The sequence below is a fragment of the Salinivibrio sp. PR919 genome (genome assembly GCF_001995355.1).
Classification (GTDB): domain Bacteria; phylum Pseudomonadota; class Gammaproteobacteria; order Enterobacterales; family Vibrionaceae; genus Salinivibrio; species Salinivibrio proteolyticus.
On record NZ_MUFL01000022.1, the window covers coordinates 1 to 22,477 of the forward strand.

The 22,477-nt window shown below is 49.3% G+C and carries 17 protein-coding genes; 9 read left to right on the plus strand and 8 right to left on the minus strand.

Annotated elements, in window-relative coordinates; all coding sequences use genetic code 11:
- From BZG83_RS06105 to BZG83_RS06130, 6 genes are all read right to left on the minus strand, one after another.
- A partial coding sequence (locus tag BZG83_RS06105) for a DEAD/DEAH box helicase family protein (protein WP_077479771.1) occupies window positions 1-2,265 on the minus strand: 2,265 nt, incomplete at its 3' end.
- Window positions 2,266-2,442: 177 nt separating this feature from the next.
- Window positions 2,443-3,300 (minus strand): ABC transporter ATP-binding protein, encoded by an 858-nt coding sequence (locus BZG83_RS06110; protein ID WP_077455048.1) that lies wholly within the window; start codon window positions 3,298-3,300, stop codon window positions 2,443-2,445.
- A gap of 15 nt (window positions 3,301-3,315) precedes the next feature.
- Entirely contained in the window at window positions 3,316-4,182 is an 867-nt protein-coding gene (locus BZG83_RS06115) for an ABC transporter ATP-binding protein (RefSeq protein WP_069588948.1), read from the minus strand.
- Window positions 4,183-4,190: 8 nt separating this feature from the next.
- Window positions 4,191-6,017 (minus strand): extracellular solute-binding protein, encoded by a 1,827-nt coding sequence (locus BZG83_RS06120; RefSeq protein ID WP_077479772.1) that lies wholly within the window; start codon window positions 6,015-6,017, stop codon window positions 4,191-4,193.
- A gap of 46 nt (window positions 6,018-6,063) precedes the next feature.
- Window positions 6,064-7,107, minus strand: coding sequence for an ABC transporter permease (locus tag BZG83_RS06125; protein ID WP_077479773.1), 1,044 nt, complete (start codon window positions 7,105-7,107; stop codon window positions 6,064-6,066).
- 1 nt (window position 7,108) lies between these two features.
- Window positions 7,109-8,134 (minus strand): ABC transporter permease, encoded by a 1,026-nt coding sequence (locus BZG83_RS06130; RefSeq protein ID WP_077479774.1) that lies wholly within the window; start codon window positions 8,132-8,134, stop codon window positions 7,109-7,111.
- Window positions 8,135-8,953: 819 nt separating this feature from the next.
- Here BZG83_RS06130 and BZG83_RS06135 point away from each other — a divergent pair.
- The 9 genes from BZG83_RS06135 (at window position 8,954) to BZG83_RS06175 (ending at window position 20,174) form a co-directional block, all read left to right on the plus strand.
- Entirely contained in the window at window positions 8,954-11,539 is a 2,586-nt protein-coding gene (locus BZG83_RS06135; protein WP_077479775.1) for a TonB-dependent receptor plug domain-containing protein, read from the plus strand.
- 59 nt (window positions 11,540-11,598) lie between these two features.
- The gene (locus tag BZG83_RS06140) at window positions 11,599-12,360 is read left to right on the plus strand and encodes a DUF3450 domain-containing protein (protein WP_077455043.1); all 762 of its coding nucleotides are present in this window, start codon (window positions 11,599-11,601) and stop codon (window positions 12,358-12,360) included.
- A 2-nt stretch (window positions 12,361-12,362) separates the two neighbouring features.
- Complete coding sequence (locus BZG83_RS06145; RefSeq protein ID WP_069589053.1) at window positions 12,363-13,715, plus strand: MotA/TolQ/ExbB proton channel family protein; 1,353 nt, start codon at window positions 12,363-12,365, stop codon at window positions 13,713-13,715.
- Window positions 13,716-13,724: 9 nt separating this feature from the next.
- Entirely contained in the window at window positions 13,725-14,255 is a 531-nt protein-coding gene (locus BZG83_RS06150) for a MotA/TolQ/ExbB proton channel family protein (protein WP_069588959.1), read from the plus strand.
- A gap of 19 nt (window positions 14,256-14,274) precedes the next feature.
- Entirely contained in the window at window positions 14,275-14,682 is a 408-nt protein-coding gene (locus BZG83_RS06155; RefSeq protein WP_069588961.1) for an ExbD/TolR family protein, read from the plus strand.
- A gap of 3 nt (window positions 14,683-14,685) precedes the next feature.
- Window positions 14,686-15,315 carry an energy transducer TonB gene (locus BZG83_RS06160; protein ID WP_077479776.1) on the plus strand — a complete coding sequence of 210 codons (630 nt, stop codon included), beginning with the start codon at window positions 14,686-14,688 and terminating at the stop codon, window positions 15,313-15,315.
- A 10-nt stretch (window positions 15,316-15,325) separates the two neighbouring features.
- Window positions 15,326-16,540, plus strand: a complete 1,215-nt coding sequence (locus BZG83_RS06165) for a tetratricopeptide repeat protein (RefSeq protein WP_077479777.1) — start codon at window positions 15,326-15,328, stop codon at window positions 16,538-16,540.
- A 103-nt stretch (window positions 16,541-16,643) separates the two neighbouring features.
- Window positions 16,644-18,743, plus strand: a complete 2,100-nt coding sequence (locus BZG83_RS06170; RefSeq protein ID WP_077479778.1) for a prolyl oligopeptidase family serine peptidase — start codon at window positions 16,644-16,646, stop codon at window positions 18,741-18,743.
- Between the two features lie 114 nt (window positions 18,744-18,857).
- Window positions 18,858-20,174, plus strand: coding sequence for an MATE family efflux transporter (locus tag BZG83_RS06175; RefSeq protein WP_077479779.1), 1,317 nt, complete (start codon window positions 18,858-18,860; stop codon window positions 20,172-20,174).
- A 99-nt stretch (window positions 20,175-20,273) separates the two neighbouring features.
- Here BZG83_RS06175 and BZG83_RS06180 read toward each other — a convergent pair whose 3' ends face one another.
- Both BZG83_RS06180 and BZG83_RS06185 read right to left on the minus strand, forming a co-directional pair.
- Window positions 20,274-21,377 carry a glycerophosphodiester phosphodiesterase gene (locus BZG83_RS06180; RefSeq protein ID WP_077479780.1) on the minus strand — a complete coding sequence of 368 codons (1,104 nt, stop codon included), beginning with the start codon at window positions 21,375-21,377 and terminating at the stop codon, window positions 20,274-20,276.
- A 136-nt stretch (window positions 21,378-21,513) separates the two neighbouring features.
- Window positions 21,514-22,431, minus strand: a complete 918-nt coding sequence (locus tag BZG83_RS06185) for a phytanoyl-CoA dioxygenase family protein (protein WP_077479781.1) — start codon at window positions 22,429-22,431, stop codon at window positions 21,514-21,516.
- Window positions 22,432-22,477 lie beyond the last annotated feature (46 nt).

Here is a 22,477-nt window from a genome sequence, read left to right on the forward strand (position 1 = left end):
ATGCGGATACAAGGTTAGGAAGTTCGCTAGCGTCAGCGGCAGGTGGGTGTGGTGAGGATATTGCCGAACCATTGCCACTAAGCGCCTTAGCGTTAACGACGCTTTGCGGATGTTATCCAAGACCATTTCTTGGGTGCGCTTAGTAAGCTCAATACGACAACCCAAAGGCGCATGTGGGAAGCCTTGTTCAATCTCATGGTTAATCGCTCGAGCGCTCTTGCCCACCAGCGCACGAAACTTGTTTGCAAAGTCATACTCGGGACGCGAATGACCGACAAAGTCCAGGACGGTACAGCACTCTTTGCCTTCGGCTAGCCGTAAACCGCGGCCTAGCTGCTGAAGGAAAATGGTTAAACTCTCGGTGGGACGCAGAAACAATAAGGTATCCACTTCTGGGATATCGACCCCCTCGTTGAAAATATCAACCACACAAAGCACATTCACCTCACCGGCGCGCAGCGATTGCTGCTTTCGCTGGCGTTCATGCCGATTGTCGCTGGTCAACACATCCGCCTTAAGCCCTTGCAGTGAAAACTGTTGAGCCATGTATTGAGCGTGTTCTTTACTCACACAAAAAGCGAGCGCTTTCATACGGCTAAGATCCGTGATGATCTCGTTCATGCTGAGTAATATCTTATCCACCCGCGCTTGGTTGGACGTATAAAGGTTAGTCAGCTGTGCAATATCATAGCGGCCACGTTGCCAAGGAATGGTCCTCAGATCGGTATCATCATCAATACCAAAATATTGGAATGGGCAAAGATGACGACGATTAATCGCCTCTGGCAACCGAACCTCAGCCGCAATAACGCCACCAAAATCCGCGAGAATATCGCCGCCATCGTGACGCTCGGGTGTCGCCGTCAGACCCAGTAGTACTGACGGCGAAAAGTAGTGCAAAATCGCTCGATAACTGCTCGCAGCAATATGATGCACTTCATCAATCACAATGTAGTCATAGTAATCGGCCGTCAAGTTGAGCGTATCGAGCTGGTTGTTCAATGTTTGAATCGAGACAAACAGCTGACGGTAATGATCTGGCGTGTGACCACCGACCCACAGCTCGCCAAAGGTGCTGTTACGTAATACCCCTCGATAGGCCGCACGCGCTTGCTTAAGGATTTCTTCACGATGGGCCACAAATAAAAAGTTGGCATCAGGGTGTTTTTTCAAAAAACGGGCAAAATCAAACGCAGAGATCAGTGTCTTACCAGTGCCTGTTGCCGCCACCACTAAATTGCGAAAACGTTGATGCGTCTGGCGCTCAACCGTCAGCTGCTCCAAAATCTCCTTCTGGTGAGGGAAAGGAGAGAGGTCGAAGAAAAACGTAGCACCATCTTCTTCGCCACCCCGCTGCTGCCGAAGGGCTTGATTCAGTTTTTCGGTACTTTTTACATCTCCGTCAAATCGTTCAAATTCATTCGACGCCCAATACGTTTCAAAGGTGCTGAGTGATTTATTGATAATGTGGGGAATTTCTTGCGAGGTAATTTTTAGGTTCCACTCCAAACCATTCGTCAGAGCAGAATGAGAGAGGTTTGACGATCCGATATAACCGGTGTGATAGCCGGTCTCGCGCAGAAACAAATAGCTTTTTGCGTGAAGACGCTCGCGCTCAGTGTTGTAGCTTAACTTCACCTCGGTATTAGGTAGGCTGGCTAAATACTCCACCGCTTTCGCGTCTGTCGCGCCCATGTATGATGTGGTGATGACCTTTAACTCGCGACCACTGCGGGTAAAGGCTTCCAGCTCTTTACGGAAAATTCTTATCCCCGCCCACTTGATGAATGATACCAACCAATAGATTTTGTCCGCGGATAAAATCTCCCTTTTCAGCTCTGATTCCAATGAAAGACCCGCGTTACTGCCACAAAAAAGCTCACTTTGCGTTAAGCCGGTGAGTGGGAAAACATCTTGCACATAACGCGCTAAATCAGATGCTATCGGGTTTTCAAACTCATAAAGGGCCGTCAGGATTTTCCCCTGACTCGCGAGCAGATTATCGTCGATAATGTCTTTGTCGTGGATCTGGGTTTTCAGCCACAGCAAGAATTGGTTGGATAGCGAAATCTGCTGAGCTAGGCGATCGTCACTGGCGGGCACCGCGTCGAGCACATGATGTAAAACATGCGATAAAAAGCGAGACAACCAAACGGACGCCTCGTTGCTGGTAAGCTCTCGCTCACCAACATAGAATCGTTCTCGATCAATACGGCTCTCAATAAGCTGCGTTACCAGCTGCTCATAAATTCCGACCTGCTGCATTTTCCTTCCACTTGATGAGCCAGTTTCACCTTACAAACCACGGGTTGTAGGCGCTATGAAAGGATCACTTTTCTATACTTTTCAAACAATAGCAACAAAGAGTTAAGCCAGACTCTATCAACGGCTCGATGTGCCGACAGGCCAAACAACCACGCCCCTCATCAGAGGGGCGTGTACTTAACTCACCGCTTCAGGCTTTTTTTCGGCCACCGGTTGCTCGGCGCGGCGCTTGTGTTTGCGATATTTGGGGTGGGTGATTGGGATCGCGGAGAGTAGCTTTTGGGTGTACTCATGCTGGGGATGATGGTAGACGGTTTCAGTCGGCCCCTCTTCTACCACATGACCAAAGTACATCACTGCCACCTTATCGGAGATATGGCGAACCACCGATAAGTCGTGGGAGATAAAAATCATCGCCAAGTTCATCTCTTGCTGGAGTTTCAGCAACAGATTAAGAATCTGCGCCTGCACCGACACATCCAAGGCGGAGACGGATTCGTCACAAATAAGCAGTTTCGGTTTAAGGGCGATCGCTCGTGCAATACCAATTCGCTGGCGCTGACCGCCCGAAAACTCATGCGGATAGCGGTTAACCGCATCATGGGGTAAACCGACTTTGTCTAATAGCTCAAGTACCCACTGACGACGCTCTTTCGCGGTGCCAATATTGTGAATAATAAAGGGCTCTTCTAAGATCCCGCCGATGGTATGGCGCTGGTTTAGCGACTCGAGCGGGTCTTGAAAGACAATCTGCATGTCTTTGCGCAGTGGCCGCATCTGACGTGGCGATAAATGCGTGATGTCTTTACCTTCAAAGAAAATTTTCCCTTCAGTCGGCTCAAACAGCTTAAGCATGGTACGGCCAAGGGTGCTTTTGCCACATCCCGACTCACCGACCAGCCCCAGCGTTTCGCCTTGTGACACCGAGAGCGATACGCCATCGACGGCTTTAATGGTGTAGCCTTGACGAAGCAGGCCTTTGCCCGAGACAAAATACTGCTTCAGATTTTCTACTCTGAGGACTTCCTTGCTCATCTCGTTCTCCTGCAACTACGTGGATGATGGCGCAGCATCAAAGTCTTCCAACGGACGAATATCAATCATCTGCTTGGGTTGATGGTGACGCCCTGGCATTAATCCCAACAAACGCTTGGTATACGGATGGGCTGGGTGATCAAAGAGTGTGAAAATATCGGCCCGTTCGCGAATTTGGCCATCGTACATCACGGCAACATCGTCACATACCTCGGCGACTACCCCCAGATCATGGGTGATAAAAATTACCGCCATGCCGGTTTCTTCTTGCAGCTCGTTAATCAGATCCAAAATCGAGGCCTGCACCGTTACATCCAAGGCGGTGGTTGGCTCATCACAAATCAAGATATCGGGCTTGCAGGCCAGTGCCATCGCGATCATTACCCGCTGACGCATCCCGCCAGACAGGTTATGCGGATACTCGTTCAGCCGCTTTTCTGGCATCGGGATTTTCACCTTAGCCAGCATGTCGAGCGCACACGCCGCGCGGGCTTTTTTGTCGAGCTCTGGGCGGTGTAGCGTCAAGACTTCATTGATTTGTCGGCCAATGGTGTGCACAGGGTTTAACGCTGTCATCGGGTCTTGAAAGATAATCGAGATCCGATTGCCGCGCATTGCATAGCGCTCTTTGGCGGGCAGAGTGACCAAGTCGGTCCCGCGGTACAAGATTTCACCACCCGTTATTTGCCCATAGGGTTTTGGAAGTAATCCCATGATTGACATCGCGGTGACACTTTTGCCGCTACCCGACTCGCCTACCAAGCCGAGCGTGCGCCCGGCTTTGACCTCAAAGCTCACCCCGTGAAGTACCTCACGGGGGCCATCGTCAGTGGTAAAATTAACGGTCAAATCCTTAACCGATAGAATGACATCCTGCGTCATAATCGCCTCTACAGCTTGTATCTGTCATCAATGATGGTTGTAGGTTCAAAGGCTTTACCTTCGTCCATGGCTTCTTCGGTGGCTTCTTTCATCGCTTCATCAATCCAGTATGTGCCAAGACCAATCACCGACCCGTTACTTATCATGGTTTCTGTGCGCTTGGTCATCGCGTTATCTGGGATTTGTACATAACGCCAAAAACCTTGACGTACATACGGCACCATGTAACCCGGGGCAATCACGCTCGCCTCAGAAATCTTAGCGCGGATCTGGTGCGACAACTGATACTTCTTCTCCAGATCAAACTCCGTTTTGTAAGCCATAATTAACGCGTCCAACTCTGGAGCGCTGTAATTGGTATGGTTATTGGTTTGCGCTTTATTGGCATTATCCGAGTGGAAGTATTCCCAATAGGCAGGAACTTCGGAAGTGCCCATATTGAGAAAGGCAATTTGGTGCTTTTTCTCCAACACGTATTTAAACGCCGATGAGCCATCGACCAAGTTAATGGTAAATTCCAGACCCGCTTTTTTAGCTTGTTCTTTTAAGTAAGCAATACGCGGCGTGTGGTGTTGATAACCATAAGTGATGGCAAAGCTTAAACGCTCGCCTTTGTCGTTGATACGAATGCCATCTGGTCCCACCTGATTAAAGCCGGCTTTTTCGAAATAGCTGACCGCTTTTTTAGGATCGAACGCAGGCGGTGTTGCCCCGTCGTTGTCGTATTCACCATGACCAAAGCCCATCGCATGCGGTTTACGCGAGTAGTCACCACGGGTGATTTTTTTGATCATGCCATCAAAGTCAGTGGCATAGATGATGCCTTTGCGCACATTGATGTCATCCAGCAATGGCATGGCGGTATTTAGCCACAAGCCACCCGCGCCAACTGGGATCTCGTTATATCCCCAATACTTAGTGATGTAGCCCTTTCTATAGGGTTCAGATTGGGTTTTGTCGTGCCAGATATCGGGCAGAATCAAATCGAACACATCCAAATTGCCTTTTTCAAAGTGCTTCATGGCAATGTCATTATCTCGGATCACGCGCATTCGAATCTTATCGACGTTGTAGCGATGTTGATAATACGGGTTGGTATAACCCCACCAGTCATCCACATGCTCAAAGGTGACGCTACGGCCTTTTTGCACTCGTCCTAACGCATAAGGCCCCACTGTAGGCTCGGCCTTAAAGTTATAGCGGCGCACATAGTCATCAGCGATACCATCTTGGTTTTCATCTTTGCGTGGGTTGGCATAAAAATGCGCAGGACGTGGAACGAGACTGCCAAGGATATACAGCAAATCGTCATCGTTTTTCTCAATCGCGCTGCGCACGGCAATGGTGTGGGCATCTATTTTTTCGACACCACCAATCGTGTTGGTGTAATAGTCGTTATACCAAGGCGCAACAATATCTTTGGAGCGATAAAACTGCATCATAAAGACAAAGTCATCAGCGGTGACTGGCTTACCATCAGACCAGGTCGCGTCTGGATTAAGCTTAAAGTAGATGGTTTTATGATCATCGCCAAACGCCCACTCGTTGGCCAAATCCGGGATCCATTCCAAGGTGTCAGGGTGACGTTTCACCAATGAGGGCATTTCATCGAGGAAATAGCTACGCAGACCTGAGTTGGAGTCTGGGCCAACGGTGCGCAATGTCTGCGGAAAACTTAATAAATGGGTACGCAGTGTACCACCGCGTTTTGCCTCTGGTGAGCCAATTTTGGGGGCATCCCAGTTGGTTTGCCAATTGAGGTTTTCAGGCAACGAGGCTGCCCAACCGCTCAGGCTAAACATYGAGATTGAGGTCGCAAGGATCAGTTTTTTCATCGTGATKTCCYTATCGTGATTCAMACATTGCWCAYTGTGCTAATAATTARTCGTAACGGGTGAATTTTTTCGGRTCGAARGCAGCGCGYACCGCTTCACCAATRAAGGTCACCATCACCAATACCACCACCAGTGAGGTCACCACGGATGCAACAATCCATGGCGCATCCAAATTCGATTTGCCTTGCTGCAACAGCTCCCCCCAACTTGGCGTCGGTGGCATCAGCCCCAAGCCGAGATAATCCAGCGCCGTTAGTGCGGTAATATTGAGGGCGATGGTGAARGGCGCCAAAGTAACAATCATCACCATAGTGTTGGGTAAAATATGACGGAAAAGGATCCGGCTGGTCGACGCCCCCAGCGCCCTCGCGGCCATCACATAATCGCGCGCTGACTCTTTATAGGTCATGGTGCGCATATACCAAGTGATCGCCATCCAACCAAACAGTACGTTAATCCCTACAAAGAGGGCAAAGGTGGGCTGAAGAATCGAGACCAATATCATGATCACGTACAAAAACGGTACCATCGACCAGATTTCGATAAAGCGCTGGAAAAACAAGTCAAACTTGCCACCCCAAAAGCCCATTGCACAACCTACCGCAGTGCCAATCGCATACGAGGCGGCCATGGTCAGCAATGCAAAACCCATTGCGGTTCGAAAGCCATAGACAAGGCGGGCGAGAATATCGCGTCCGATCTCATCGGTGCCAAGATAGTGCTTGTTTTCGGCGCTTGGCGCAGTCGGTGGAAAATCGCCGCTAAAGTCTTGTTCAAGCGGGTTCCACGGCACTAGTGGCATCACCACATAATTGTCACCGCCCTGCGCGGCAAAGGCTTTGGCAAGTTGACGGTAGTTAGCTTCGCTAGTGCCCACTTGACCAAAATCGCTCGCCAAGTGCACATCACTCAATACGGGGAAATAATACTCGCCGTTGTATTTGACCATTAACGCTTTACTGTTAATAAAAAACTCGGCGAACAGCGATAAGACCAGCATCACGGCAAGGATGATAAACGACCAGTAACCGCGTTTAATTTGTTTAAAGCTGCGGATTTTCTTTTGAGTTAAAGGGCTAAACGTCAACATATCAAGATCCAAACTTCACGCGAGGGTCAACCATAGCAACACAGATATCTGAGATAATGTTGCCGGCCWGTAGTAAAAGCGCATTGATGGCGACAATGCCCATCACCACCGGATAGTCGCGCTCCATAATCGACTCATAGCCAAGTAAGCCAATGCCGTTAATATTGAAAATCACTTCAATCAAAAACGCGCCAGTCATAAAGAACAATAAAGAGTTACCAAAATGGCTGGCTATCGGAATTAAGCTGTTGCGCAGCGCGTGCTTGCGCACCGCCGAACGGAACGGCAACCCTTTGGCGATGGCTGTGCGAATATAATCGGCAGATAAGTTTTCCATCAGGTTGTTTTTCATCGTCATGGTCAGAGTGGCAAAATCACCAATCAGATAACAAATCAGCGGCAGAACCGCATGCCACATCACATCTTTGGCGCGCTCCCAAAAACTGGTCGCGTCGTAGTAAGCATCGCCAACAAAGCCCCCCATTGGGAACCACTCGAGGTGATAACTAAACAAGGTGATCAGCAATACCCCGACCACATAGCCGGGTAAGGCAAACCCGATAAAGATCAGCACAGAGGAAGAGGAGTCAAACACTGAACCGTGTTTGAGGGCTTTGTAATAACCGAGCGGAAGAGAGATAAAATAACTGATAAAGAAGGTCATCCCGCCGTAAAACAACGAGACAGGCAGACGCTCGGCGATCATGTCAGTGACCGGCTCGTAGTAGCGCGTCGACTCGCCCAAGTCGAAATTGGCGAGTTTGCCCAGCCAATCAACATAGGCTTCCAGCACGGGTTTATCGAGCCCATAAAAGGCGCGTAACTCGGCAATTTGGTCTTCCGATAACGCCGAGCTGTCACCAGCACGCTGCAGGCTAGAGCCACCATCGGCTTGTGCTTGCATTTGCGTCATCATCCGCTCGACCGGTCCCCCAGGCACAAGACGGGTGATACCAAAGATCAAAATAGTAATGCCAAGAAAAGTCGGCACCACCAACAACAACCGACGTAAAAAGTACGACAGCATAGTCCACTACTCCCTGTTAACTATGTTTCAGCTAACTGATGCTTGGGCAGGCGACATTGGCCTACCTTCTCACAAATGTTTTTATGCCATCCCGGGCGTAAAAACATTTATCCGTATGACACGCTTCAATTAAGTGGTCTATATTTATCTTGATTTGCCGACACAATCAACGATCTCCACTTGCACGGCGAGACTTTTTTTCTCTTTCGATACCAGCCACTTACAAAATAAAAAAAACAATATTCATTCACATGACAGTAAAATTACAGAATATGACAAAACTATCAATTGAGTGTTTACTCTAGAAATTTACGCAAAAAAATCGCATAAGTTTCCATAGACGCTATAAACACAATTGTCAAATTAATGTCATTTTTTGTTAACTCATGTCAGTTTGAAACTGAACTCACTGCTTTTTCGTTGAACCTGTGAACGCCACTACTACCGATGCACGCATTAGGTAGATTATGCGGCGACAGACCCTAGAATGTTAAATAGTTGTATATTCTTTAAATTCATTCATCTTCAGCATATCCACTCATCGCGCAACCAAGCACGCTCATCCCGCCCATAATGAAACAATTCTCCAACAAAAAACAAAAAGCCAGTCATATAGACATAGTTGATCGCCAAAAATCAAAATAAACCACCAAAATAAGCGGACAAAACCATGAAAGCGCAAATAGAGAGTGTCGCTGTCACTTGTTTGACGCCTAGACGAAACATTCGGTATATCTGGCTGTCATGCGCGCTCAGGGATAAGAGCTGTACTGAAGATACGCGCTGAAGAAGTAGTCAAATGACAGGGAGCAATCAAGGATGAAGACAAGAACAACGGCACTGTCTGTTGCCATTGGTCTCGCAGTGGGATCACTTACATTCGCCTCAACCGCTATCGCGGACGAGTCTCAAGAACAAGCGCAAGAACTACAGAAGCTGAAAGTGACGGGTTCGCGTATATCACGTGCTGAAGTGGAAGGGCCGAGTCCCATTACTGTAGTTAGCAGTGAGGATATCCAAGCCAAAGGCTTCAATAGCGCACAAGATATTCTCAACAGCTTAACTCAAAATACCGGCGGTAATCTGTCGCAAACGAACTCTTTTAGTTTTACCCCAGCCGCACAGTCAGTGAACCTACGTGGCCTTGGGGCATCGCGCACACTTATTTTGATTGACGGTCGTCGCCTACCTCAGTACCCACTGGCACAAAATGGCTCAACAAACTTCCAAGATATTGGTCAGATCCCCGTTGCTGCCATTGAACGTGTTGAGGTACTCACCGATTCGGGGTCAGCCGTTTATGGGTCAGACGCCATTGGTGGGGTAGTCAACTTCATCATGAAAAAAGGCTTTGACGGTGTTTCTGTTAAAGGTCGCCATGGCCAAACGACCAGCGGGGGTTATTCAGCAGATCGTCTCGATGTGGTCGCCGGTAAAGACCTCGATTCAAAACGTGTATTCTTCGTTGGCCAATTTGCTGGCAACGATATTCTCAAGCAAAAAGACAAAAGCTGGGCCGGCGACGATAACTCAGCACGCTCGGCCTTGAGTGCTTACTCGAGCTACGGAGCCAGCTTCGTCGATGCTAGCGACAATATCACCTTACCAAGTGAAAACTGTAAAGATTTTCTTGAAGGAGACGGCGTCGCGCGCGCGGATGGAAAATGTGGTTTTAACCGGGCGTCACGTCGGACCTTAAAACCAGAAAACCAGCAAGCGGATCTAATGCTTCGTGGTGAATTCGATATCACACCTGATTTGATGGCCACTGCGGAAGCACGGTTTAACCACAAAGAAACCAACTCCACGTTTGAGCCCGGCGCATTAAAAGTCGAAACCGATGCGACTCACAGCCGAGGAGAAGGTACCTATACTCGACGCATGGTCGAATTTGGCAACCGTGAAAGTAACACAGAATCACGCTCTTATGGTGTCACCGTCGGGCTCGATGGCTACGTAAGCGACTATAGCTGGGATGCTTACGCAAGCTACTCAGAGCAAAAAGTCGAGACCGATAATCCAGCCATTTTTGCCAGTATCGGCGATGCGGTGAAAAACGACGAAATCGACCTCCTTGCGCGTCTTTCTCCGGAGACCGTAGAAAAATATAAGGGAACGTCGACCAAAAACGCTCGTACTAAGCTGTATTCGGTGAACTCGTCATTGGGTGGCGATTTAATCGAACTTCCTGCGGGCATGTCGAGCTTCTCAGTATACGGCGAGTGGAATCGAACTGATTATCTCGAAACCATCGATGAAAATACCAAAAACAGCCGTTTTGAAGGCTTAGGCGGTTCATCCGGTGGTGGCGATCGCGATCAGATCGGGTTGGGCGTTGAAGCCTTAGTTCCTATCATTGAAAACCTTGAAATGACACTCGCGGGTCGCTATGACCACTATTTTGACGATTCGTCAACCGGCGGAGCTTTTACGCCAAAAGTCTCTCTAGCTTATCGTCCTACCGACACCCTGCTATTGCGTGGTAGTTACGGGCTTGGGTTCCGTGCACCCGACCTGAAACGTCTGTTCGGCGATGATACCAAGGCATTTGGTAGCGGTTTTGACCCTGTGTTATGTGAAAATGCAGGGGGCAATGGCCCACAGGATAAAGACTCTATCCCTGAGTGTGATACCCAATACTTCGATGTCACTTCTGGGCCAAACAAAGAGCTTGAAGAAGAAGAAAGCACCAATATTAACTTGGGCCTCGTATGGGAGCCTGTTGAAGATCTCGGTCTGACTCTAGACTGGTATCGCATCAAGATGGAAAACGTGGTCACAGCACCAAGCTATCAAGATGTAATCAATGAACCAAGTAAATATGCCGGTGCGGAAGTGAAGCGCAACAGTGATGGCGAGATCGATAATGTAATTTATGGGCCGGTCAACCAAGCGTCTGAATTGCGCTCAGGTATCGACCTGTCGGTATCYTATTCTTACGATACTCAAAATTACGGTACCTTCAGCCCTAAACTGTCGGTGACTAAGATCATTGACGCTGAATACCGTGAGAGCGATAGTGAACCACTCATCGATGAAACCGACTTCTTACCTGAGTATACAGCCACATTAAACCTCGGCTGGGTCATGGGCGATTACAGCGTCAATGTCTTTGGTAAATATCGCGATAGTATGTGTACAGGTTATGCCAATCAATACTACTTCGATACCTGCCAAGACGCTAAAGATGCAGGACAGCAAACCAAAGTATCGAGCATGACAACTTGGAACTTAACCGCAACTTACGCCTTCAATGATCAAGGTAAAGTCACTTTGGGTGCGATCAATATGTTTGATAAACAACCACCTGCGGATCCGCTGAGTGATACATCACCATTCTATGCCTATGACTATGACAGCCCTCTGGGACGTCAACTCTACGTTGAAGCCGAATATAACTTCTAACTCAAACCTGGCGCGGTTTCGCCGCGCCTTATTTCTCTGCAATTTAACAGGTAACGGATATGGTACGTAAGGGATTAAATAACGCCATTCTCAGTTCTCTGTTGCTGACCAGCTCGTTTGCGATGGCTACTTCTACTAATGACGTTGTGTCGGCGGTAGAAAGTAAAAATAACGCAGGACAAGCATCGCAACAAAAAATTGATCAATACAGCGAACAAACCGATGGCATGCTCGCGGAATATAAAGCGGTTTTACGCCAGCTTGACAGTATGCGTATTTATAATAACCAGCTTGATCGTATGGTGAGTTCGCAAAATAGTGAAGTGGCGTCACTGGAAAAGCAAATTAACCAGATTGATCAGACCGCGATGGAAATTGTTCCGCTGACACTCAAAATGATTGATTCGCTCGATCAATTCGTGCAACTCGATTTACCGTTTCAGCTCAACGAACGCGAAAAACGCATTGCCAGCCTTCGCGAAATGATGGATCGCGCCGATGTCACCACATCAGAAAAATTCCGTCGCGTGCTTGAAGCCTACCAAATCGAAGAAGGCTTCTCTCGTAACATTGAAGCCTACAAAGCCAGCATGGAACGTGACGGCGATGTCAAAACCTATGACTTTCTTCGTGTAGGGCGGACAGCGCTGTTCTATCAGTCACCTGATGGCGCAGAAACCGGTATGTGGAACAAGCAAACCAACCAATGGGAATCACTTCCTGAAGGTTATCGTGATGCGGTTGAGCAAGGTCTGCGTATCGCGAAGAAACAAGCACCACCTGCACTGATTGAGCTACCTGTCTTTACAGGGGAGAAGTAATGATGAAGGGAATCAAGTATCTTCTAACCGGTATCACTGCCCTATCTTTATCGTTAAGCAGTGTACATGCCAACACTTTGGATGAGCTTCTCAACCAAGTGAAGAACGACCGTGTGACCGAGTCACAGCAAAACCGAGAGCGTGAAGCGGCGTTTTTGGCAGATAAAGAAAACCAAGCGGCACTCCTCGCTGAAGCCAAACAGCAATTGGCTTTCGAGACCCAACGCGGCGAGCAACTTAAAGCCACATTCGATGCGAACGATCAGAAACTGGCGGAATTGGCAGATACCTTACGTCAGCGTTCTGGCTCACTAGGTGAAATGTTTGGCGTGGTTCGTCAATTCTCTGGTGAATTTAAAGGTATCTTCCATGCCTCGCAAAACGCTGTGCAATTCCCGAACCGTGATGCACTGCTGACCAAGCTTGCCGAGAGCAAAGAGCTACCCTCTATCAATGAGCTAGAGCAATTCTGGCAAACGGTGATGGAGCAGATGATCGTATCGGGCGATACCTCGACGGTTCCTGCAACTGTGGTGTATGGCGAGGGCAGCGAAGCGAGCGATGAAGTCACACTCATTGGTGAATTTAACGCGATTGCCAACGGTAAATACCTGACTTACGTCCCTGAGACCGGCAAATTTGAAGAACTTGCCCGCCAGCCAGCTAGCAATATTTTGTCGAACGTGTCTGCCTTTGAGTCAGCATCCAGTGCCTACGCGCCACTTTATCTTGATCCGTCACGTGGTGTGATCCTTTCCCTACTGGTGCAAAGCCCTAACGTACAAGAACGTATCGACCAAGGTGGTTTGGTAGGTTACATCATTCTTGTCATGGGTGCGGTTGGTGTCCTCATCGCGCTGTTGTGCTACCTGCGCCTATCCGTAATTGGCAGCAAGATGCGTAAACAGAAGAAGAGTGACGCAGTCTTGAAAGACAACCCACTGGGTGAAGTCATCCAAGCCTACAAAGAACACCAAGGCTCCAGCTTAGAAGACTTGGAAGCGAAACTGGATGAAATCATCATGCGCAATGCGCCTAAGATTGAACGCTTTATTGGCTCAATCAAGTTATTTGCATCGGTAGCACCGCTACTCGGCCTGCTCGGTACGGTCATGGGGATGATTGGCACCTTCCAGGCGATTACCTTGTTTGGTACCGGTGATCCCAAGCTAATGGCTGGTGGCATTTCAGAAGCCTTGGTTACTACCATGCTTGGCCTGGTCGTCGCGATTCCGTTGCTGTTCCTCTACACCTTCGTACACAGTAAAGGGCGTCGATTGGTACAAACCCTCGAGGAACAAAGCGCTGGCTTTATTGCACGATATCAGGAAAAGCTTCATACAGCGGAAAGCTAAGGAGATGTCATGCAATGGATACTCTCTGAGTTAGCGTCGATTCGACACTTTCTCGGCATGGGTGGCGATGTATTGGTCGCCATCTTTGTGCTCAGTGTCTTTCTGTGGTGTGCGCTGTTAGAGCGTTGGTTTTACTTTATTTTTGTAGCACCTCGTGCGGCAAAATCGGTAGTCAGCCAATGGCAACAGCGCCCAGAGCATCGCAGTTGGGCAGCGCGAATGATACGGCAAGAGCTGGTTTCAATCCGTGACATAGAAAATAAACGCGGGTTACCCATCGTCAAAGTGTTGATCGCAATGTGCCCTTTATTGGGCTTGTTAGGGACGGTTGTGGGTATGATCCATGTGTTCGATACATTAGCGGTGGTAGGCACAGGGAGTCCTCGGGCGATGGCTTCAGGTATTTCTAAAGCCACTATCCCGACGTTAGCGGGAATGGTCGCCTCCTTGTCCGGTTTGTTTTTCAGCACACGCTTGGATCACCTTGCCAAAACATCAACGCGTAAGCTTGAAGACAAGCTTAAGCATGTCACCTCGTAAAAGGATTTAAGGTAGCGACATGAAACGACGTTATAGCAATGAAGGGAATGATGAAGCGGCGATCGACATGACACCCATGTTGGATATCGTCTTCATTATGTTGATCTTTTTTATCGTCACCACTTCGTTCGTCAAAGAAGCGGGTATTGACGTCAATCGACCCAGTGCGAATACCGCACAGACCGTCAGTAAAGGCAACATCATGGTTGCCGTCGGTCCTGCGGGTGATGTCTGGGTTGATAAACGCCGTGTTGAAGTCGGTGCAGTGCGTGCCAATATTGAGCGCTTGCGTGCAGAAAGCCCAGAAGGCGCGGTCGTCATCCAAGCGGATCAAGAAGCAAGCGCGGGTGTTGTTGTTGACGTCATGGACCAAATCAAAATGGCCGGTGTGGATAGCATCTCGATTGCAGCGAAAAGCAAGGACTAGCGTATGCGTTATTTGGCGTCGATTGTGCTCGCATTATTCGTCTCGCTGGGTTTGTTTTGGGGCATGGATAAAATCGTCAACAAAGAGCGCCATGAGTTAACTGGCGACGAGACTCAGCGAATTATCGAGTTTGTGCGCATCAAACCTGATGAAAAGATCAAAGAAAGAAAGCGTGAGCTTCCAAAGCCTAAGCCACCGAAAAAGCCGCCACCACCACCGGAAATGAAGGTGACATCTACGGTGAAGCCACAGATGGATCAAGTGAAGCTTGATATGCCTAACCTGGACTTGCCGGTGAACATTTCGGGCGGTTCGGTGCTGGGTCACTACAGCCAAGGCGGTGGCGGGATGGCCGGTAATCAGGGACCAACTCCTTTGGCGACCTTCTTACCGCAAATGCCTCGCAAAGCGGCACGAGCAGGGTTAGAAAAAGGGATTGTGTTACTTGAGTTTACCGTCAATGAGCAAGGGGGCGTGGAAGACGTTCAAGTCCTTGAGGAAGACCCGCGCCGTATGGGACTCCGACGGGCCGCGCAAAAAACGGTGCAACAATGGCGGTTTAAGCCCAAGGTTGTAGACGGCAAACCCGTCAAAGCTCGGCTTTCTCAAGAAATAGAGTTTTCGATTAACTAGGACGGCCATCATGAAAAACTCATTAACACGGATGTTGGCTTTAGCGCTGTTTGCTTTGAGCCTTTCAAGCGTGTCCTATGGTGCCAATAACCCGGAGCTATCGGACCGGACGTATCGCACCGTCAATAAAGTGCAAAAGTACATCGCTAACGAAGCCTATCAAGATGCAAAGGCAGAGCTTGAGAGTGCACTCGATCGCAGTGGTAATAAGAAATATGACCAAGCCGTGCTGCTTCAGCAGCTTGGTTATATTTACTCAATTGAAGATAACTACCCGAAAGCGACCGAATACTTTGCACAAGCGCTAAAGATTGATGCTTTGCCTGTGGCTGTCGCACAGCAAGTCAGATACAGCCTGGCGCAGCTCTATATGGTACAGGAGAAATTTGCTAACACGATTTCGCTGATGAAGCAGTGGTTTCGTATTCAACTGAGTGAAGGCGAGGACAAGCCAGATGCCATGAGTTACATGACATTGGCAAGTGCCTATGTCCAACAAGAGCAGTTTAAGCAAGCGATCCCCGAGATAAAGCAGGCCATCGCCCTCAGCGATAAGCCGAGTGAGTCTTGGTATATGATGCTCATGTCTGCCTATTACCAAACCAATGATTTAGCAAACACCGCCAACGTCCTGACCACGTTGACCGAGCTATTCCCAGAGAAAAAACAGTATTGGAAGCAACTGTCGGGAATAGAAATGGAGCGCGGAAAGGATGGTAAAGCACTGGCAGCGCTTGAGTCCGCTTATAAGCTCGGCTTGCTCGATGAGGAAAAAGAAATCCTCAGGCTCACTGACTTTTTAGCCTATCAATCTATTCCTTTTCGCGCCGCCACGACATTGGCCAAGGAGATAGAAAAGGGCACGGTAGAAAAAACCAGTGAGCATTTGGACAAGCTCGGCCAGTATTGGCACCAAGCGAAAGAACTCACCAAAGCGATTAACAGTTATCGTGCAGCTTATACGTTGGACGCCGATCCGAAAACCAAACTCAAGATCGCTCGCTTAATGATCCAAGACCAACAGTACAAGAACATTATTGACTTTGCGTCGGATACACAGGGCGTTCCCTTCAATGTTGCTGCTGAACTGGAGTACTTAAAAGGGATGGCCTACTTCGAGTTGGAGAATAACGCTGCTGCACYTAAAGCCATGCAACAAGCGGCGAAGTCGAACGAACTTAAACCCATGGCTTCCCCTTGGATAGCGTTCTTAACGAATAGCTAACCATGGCAACAACACTGCTTTTCTTTTTTGCCGAGCCTCTTTGTTGCTCGGCTTTTTTACCCTCATGGATTGAGCACGACCCCTATTGAAAAGGAAAACAACAATGAAAACTCCCGCACTCAGTGCCGCGGCGTTAGCCATGACTCTAGGCACAGCACACGGCGCCGATCACACCGATCCCTTTTTATGGCTGGAAGAGGTTGAGAGCGAGCAAGCCCTTACTTGGGTAAAAAAACAGAATGCCTCAACAAACGACATTCTTACTCACCACCCAAGCTATCCGACCTTCTACCAAGATAGCCTTGATGTATTAAATGCCAGTGACCGTCTCGCCTATCCGTCTCGTCGTGGCGACTACTATTACAACTTTTGGCAGGATGATACCCATATCAAAGGTATCTATCGACGCACCACGCCCGACAGTTATGCCAAAGCAAAGCCTGAATGGGAAACCGTCATTGATGTCGATGCACTCGCCAAAGCAGAAGGTGAAGACTGGGTACTTAAGGGCGTCGATTGCTATGCACCTGCCTACCAACGCTGCATGGTGGCACTCTCGCGCGGTGGCGCCGACGCCACGGTTAAACGCGAGTTCGACCTCACGACCAAACAATTTATTGCCGATGGCTTTTCACTCAGCGAAGCCAAAAGCGACATTACCTGGTTGGATAATGATCACTTACTCGTGGCAACGGATTTTGGTGAAGGAACACTGACAGATTCAGGCTATCCACGCCTGGTCAAAAAATGGCAACGTGGTACCTCACTCAAAGACGCACCCACAGTTTATGAAGGGAGCCCTCGCTCCGTCTCCGTCGGTATGTTCACATTGCGAGATGCCCACTCAAGGGTGACACTTGTCCGTGAAGGCGAAACCTTTTATCGCCAACAAACATTCTGGCTCGACAAAAACACCCTGCGCCCCCTGACTCTGCCCGCTGACAGTGAGATCCTCGGCTACTTTGAAGGCGCTTTGTTCTTCCAGCTCAAGTCAGACTTGCACCAAGGCGACACCCATTTCCGACAGGGCAGCATCCTCTCCGCTGCGCTGACTGACCTAACGACAGAACAGCCACGCTATCAAGCATTTCTTGTCCCCGACACCAAAACCAGTATCGAGTCCGTTGACTTTACGGCACGCCATATCATTGTCAGCGAGCTAAATGACGTCAGTTCGCGTATTCGCGTGTTGCATAAAGACGCCAAAGGGGATTGGCAACAAAAGCCTGTCGAGCTCGAAAAAAACACCCATATGCGTGTATTCAACACCTCGCCAGAACATGATGACTTTTTCGTTGACGTGGCAAGCTTCTTGACGCCACCTTCTATCTACCGGGTAGACGCTCAGTCGCATGAGACGCGACGTCTAAAGTCAACGCCACCTAAGTTTGACGCTAATGATTTAGTCGTCGAGCAACACTTTGCGACCTCTAAAGATGGCACACAAGTCCCCTACTTTTTGGTGGCCTCTAAAGCCTTGAAACGCGATGGTAAAAATCCAACCTTGTTGTACGGATACGGTGGCTTTGAAGTGAGCTTAACGCCCCACTACAGCGCGTTACTTGGTAAAAACTGGCTAGAAAAAGGTGGGGTTTATGTCCTCGCCAACATTCGTGGTGGCGGAGAGTATGGCCCTGCTTGGCACCTTGCGGCACTCAAACATCAAAGACACAAAGCCTATCAAGATTTTGAGGCCGTCGCAGAAGATGTGATTGGCAAAAAAATCACCACACCTGCCCATCTTGGCATTCAAGGCGGTAGCAATGGTGGCCTGCTGGTCGGCGCTGCCGTAACACGTCGTCCAGAGCTCTATCAAGCCGTGGTTTGCCAGGTGCCATTGTTGGACATGAAACGTTTTAATAAGCTACTGGCAGGCGCCAGTTGGATGGCGGAATATGGCAACCCTGATACCGAAGCAGATTGGGCCTATCTTAAAACGTACTCGCCCTATCACAACCTCAGTCAGGATACCGCTTATCCTCGCGTGCTATTCACCACCTCAACCCGCGATGACAGAGTTCATCCTGCTCACGCACGTAAAATGGTGGCCAAAATGCAGGCGATGGGCCACGACGTACTTTACTATGAAAACATGGAAGGGGGTCATGCGGGCGCCTCAAACAACGCGACCCGTGCTGCCATGTATGCCAGAACCTATACCTATCTCGCAAGCCAGCTGGCTTTACGCACCGATAACGACTAATGCCCTTACGTGAAGAGGGTTGGTAATTTCCAGCAATCCTCTACAATTGGTTGGGTTATGCCGAGCATGCAAATGCTCGGCTTTTTTTCACCCTATTAACCCAAAGAGTGCCTGATGGAGTCTGTCTCTCGCGCGAAGCGCTTGTTTTCTACCACCCTGCCCATGCTATTCGGGGTGCTGTCACTGATGAGTTTTCAGTTAGTCGACAGTGCATTTATCGGCCAACTTGGGGTACTTCCCCTTGCTGCGCAAGGCTTTACCTTGCCCATTCAAATGATCATTATCGGGATTCAGGTCGGGTTAGGTATTGCCACGACCGCGGTCATTTCACGCGCGCTCGGCGCGGATAAATGCGATTACGCCAAGCAACTCGGCGGCTTAATCCTCCTGATAGGGACCCTCGGTGTCGCGGGTTTCGCCCTGCTTTTGTATGCGCTACGTCACCCGATATTAATGCTACTCGATGCCCCTCAGAGCGTGTTTCCGGTGATTGATAGTTATTGGATTATTTGGCTGGTCAGCGCTTGGGCGGGGGCGGTGCTGTATTTCTTTTACAGTATTGCGCGGGCCAACGGAAACACCTTGCTGCCCGGCTCCATGATGGTGGTCACTAGCCTGTTAAACTTGGTCCTCGATCCTGTGTTCATTTTCTGGCTCGATTGGGGCATAAATGGCGCCGCCGTCGCAACCCTGATCGCTTTTGGTAGCGGTGTGGTCATTGTCGCGCCACGGGTTATTCGCAAAGGTTGGATCTCGATGGCGTGGCACGATTTAGACATTGCCAAAAGCGTCAAATCCATCGGCCATATTATGGGGCCAGCAATGATAAGCCAGCTGCTACCGCCCGTTTCGTCCATGCTGGCAACCAAGCTACTCGCCGGCTTTGGTCCTGCGGCAGTTGCGGCATGGGCGGTGGGATCTCGCTTTGAATTTTTTGCGATTGTATCTGTGCTTGCATTAACCATGTCGATGCCACCTATGGTGGGTCGCCTACTGGGTAAAGGTGATCTCACCGAGATCCGTCATTTGGTGAAACTGGCCTGTCAGTTTGTCTTAGGCTTTCAATTGCTGATCGCTGTAGTGACCTGGTTTGCCGCCGATCCACTCGCCCAACTCATGACCAGCGATCAGCAAGTGACTGACATTTTGCATTGGCACCTGACCTTAGTGCCGTTTAGCTTAGGTGCTTTGGGCGTGTGCATGTTGATGGTCTCCATTACTAATGCATTAGGCCGTTCATACACCGCCTTGACCATCTCCGCCCTTCGTCTGTTCGCATTTTTCTTGCCATGCTTATGGTTGGGCGCGCAACTGGCTGAGTTATATGGCTTATTTGTGGGCGCTTTAGTCGGCAATATTCTCGCTGGCGCAGTGGCTTATGGTATGTATCGACGCGCAATGGCTAAGCTTATAACGCGCGAGTCCCTCTAAACTGACTCAACAGTCACCGCTATCATCGACTGGATACCACTAAAAAGCCCGCCACAACAGGGCGGGCTCACAAGCACAATGCGCTTAGCGCATGCGGGACTAATAACCCAGCTTGGCAAGTGTCGCTTGAATATCTTTGCCTTCACCGCCAGAGAGCGTTTTCACCGCAAGGTTAGGACGGTTGGTGAAAAAGCCATCCACACCACGGTCACGATAGCGCTCAAAGTCTACCGCTTGATCCACGGTGTAAACATGCATCAGCAAGTCTTTCTCATGGCTCATCTCTACCATCCAAGGTGCTGCAAGCTCCATGTAGCTAAACTGGCTTGACCATGCATCATCGTGCTGCGTTTGGATAGTGGATGGACCCACACCGATCGCGCCATGCTGTTTGGAATAATCCAACCATTCTGCGTAGCCTTCTTTCGAAGCCACTTCTTGGCGCGCATAGTATTGGGCGTAAGACTCATCGTCTGCTTTCGGCGCACTGTCCTTGGTGGGAATGTAGCCATCACCCGCCCAAAGCAGCAAGATTTTTGGCACGGTTGGCATCACACTTTGCAGCGTTTCAAGGCTCGATTTATTAAAAGTTTGTAGGATCACTTTGCCCTTGGCATCGTCATCTAGCCAGCCATGCTTGGTCAAATCGTCTTTCAAATCTTTCTCAATGCCTGGGAAGAACTCCGGCACCTTGGTCTCGATATACAGACCGGGCTGATGCGCACAGCCTTCAGCGATTTCACGCACTTGGTCTAAAGTAACAAGCTTCAAGCCACGGAAGCTTTCACGCGCGCGCTCTGGGTATGATTCATTAAACCAGCTACCCGCATCCAGTTTTTCCAGCTCTGCCCATGTAAAGGTATTGACCGGATCGTCGGCGCGCTCAGGGTAGACCGTCTCGATATTAGTATTACGCTTGAGGTTATCGTCATGCACAGCAATCAATTTGCCGTCTTTGGTGCGCTGCAGATCAAGCTCGAGGTAATCGGCACCCACTTCACACGCGAGCTGATACGCGGGCAGCGTGGAYTCGGGGGCGTTGTAGGAATCACCACGGTGGGCAATAACGGCGTGATCGGCAATGCCAAGCTTTTCGCTAAGCGCACTGTCACTGGCTTGAACTGAAGAAGAGAAAGATAAGGCACTGGCCACACTCAGTGCGGCAACGGTCAAGCTCAGGGTCGCTTTTGATGTTATATTCAACGGGTACTCCTTAATGTCGTTGAAATTGGCGAGATAATTAAACGCTTGTTCAATTATCGAGACAGCATAGCAAAAGCCTGATTTAAAGAGAAAACAAACTCAAAACGCCCACCGAAAAAGGTGGGCGTTAGCACGATTAAGAGGCCAGCGGCCAAAGTGACTCAACCGCCTGCAATGGGCGTTGGTCTGGGTTAGAGAGATAGTGCGGGCGTGGTGGTAAACCACTAAATGGCGTCACCGTTTTATTCTCCACACTGTTATAGACAAACATTAAAATCGAGCGTGGATCATTGGCGATATTATCAGGTGAACCGTGCATTAAGTTGCAGTCATGGAACACCAAGGTTCCAGCTTTACCCGTGACGGAGGCAACGCCATTATCATCGAGCAACGTCTCCATGGTCTCTGGTTTAGGCACGCCCAGCATTTGTTTTTTCAGCGACTGCTGATAGTTTTTCTCGCCGGTACTGCCTTCACAAGACACATAGTGATAATGCGAGCCAGGGATGACGTACAACGGCCCATTGTGCTCGGTGTTATCCGTGAGCATCAGCCAGACGGTAACCGCTCGCATCCGTGGCATTCCATCCTCAACGTGCCAAGTCTCGAAGTCAGAATGCCAAGGAAACGACTTACCTTTAAACGCTGGTTTAATATTGACGCGTGATTGCATCAAATACGCGTCCGAGCCCAAAATTTGTCGTACTTTATTGAGAATGCGCGGATCGCGCGAGAAGCGATCAATTAAGTCACTGTAGGCAAAAGGTTTAAAAATGGTGCGCAGCTCGTCGCTATCCGGCTCGGTATATAGCTCTTCATGGCCGGTCATATCATCACGTAGGCGGGTAATCTCGCGTTTAAGTGGTGCCACCATTTCCGGCATATAGTCATTCATCACCAAAAAGCCTTGGCGCTCAAACGTATCCAGCTCTTGCTGGCTTAAGCTATGCGGTACCTTGGGTTGCACACGGCCGTAAACAACCGGATCTAAGCGTGGGGAAAGCGTTTCTTTACCATTGACGCGTGAGGGATATACATCGGCTATCGCTGCCATTATTGACACCTCCTTCATGCCATTCTTTTTCTGGTGATATCTTCTC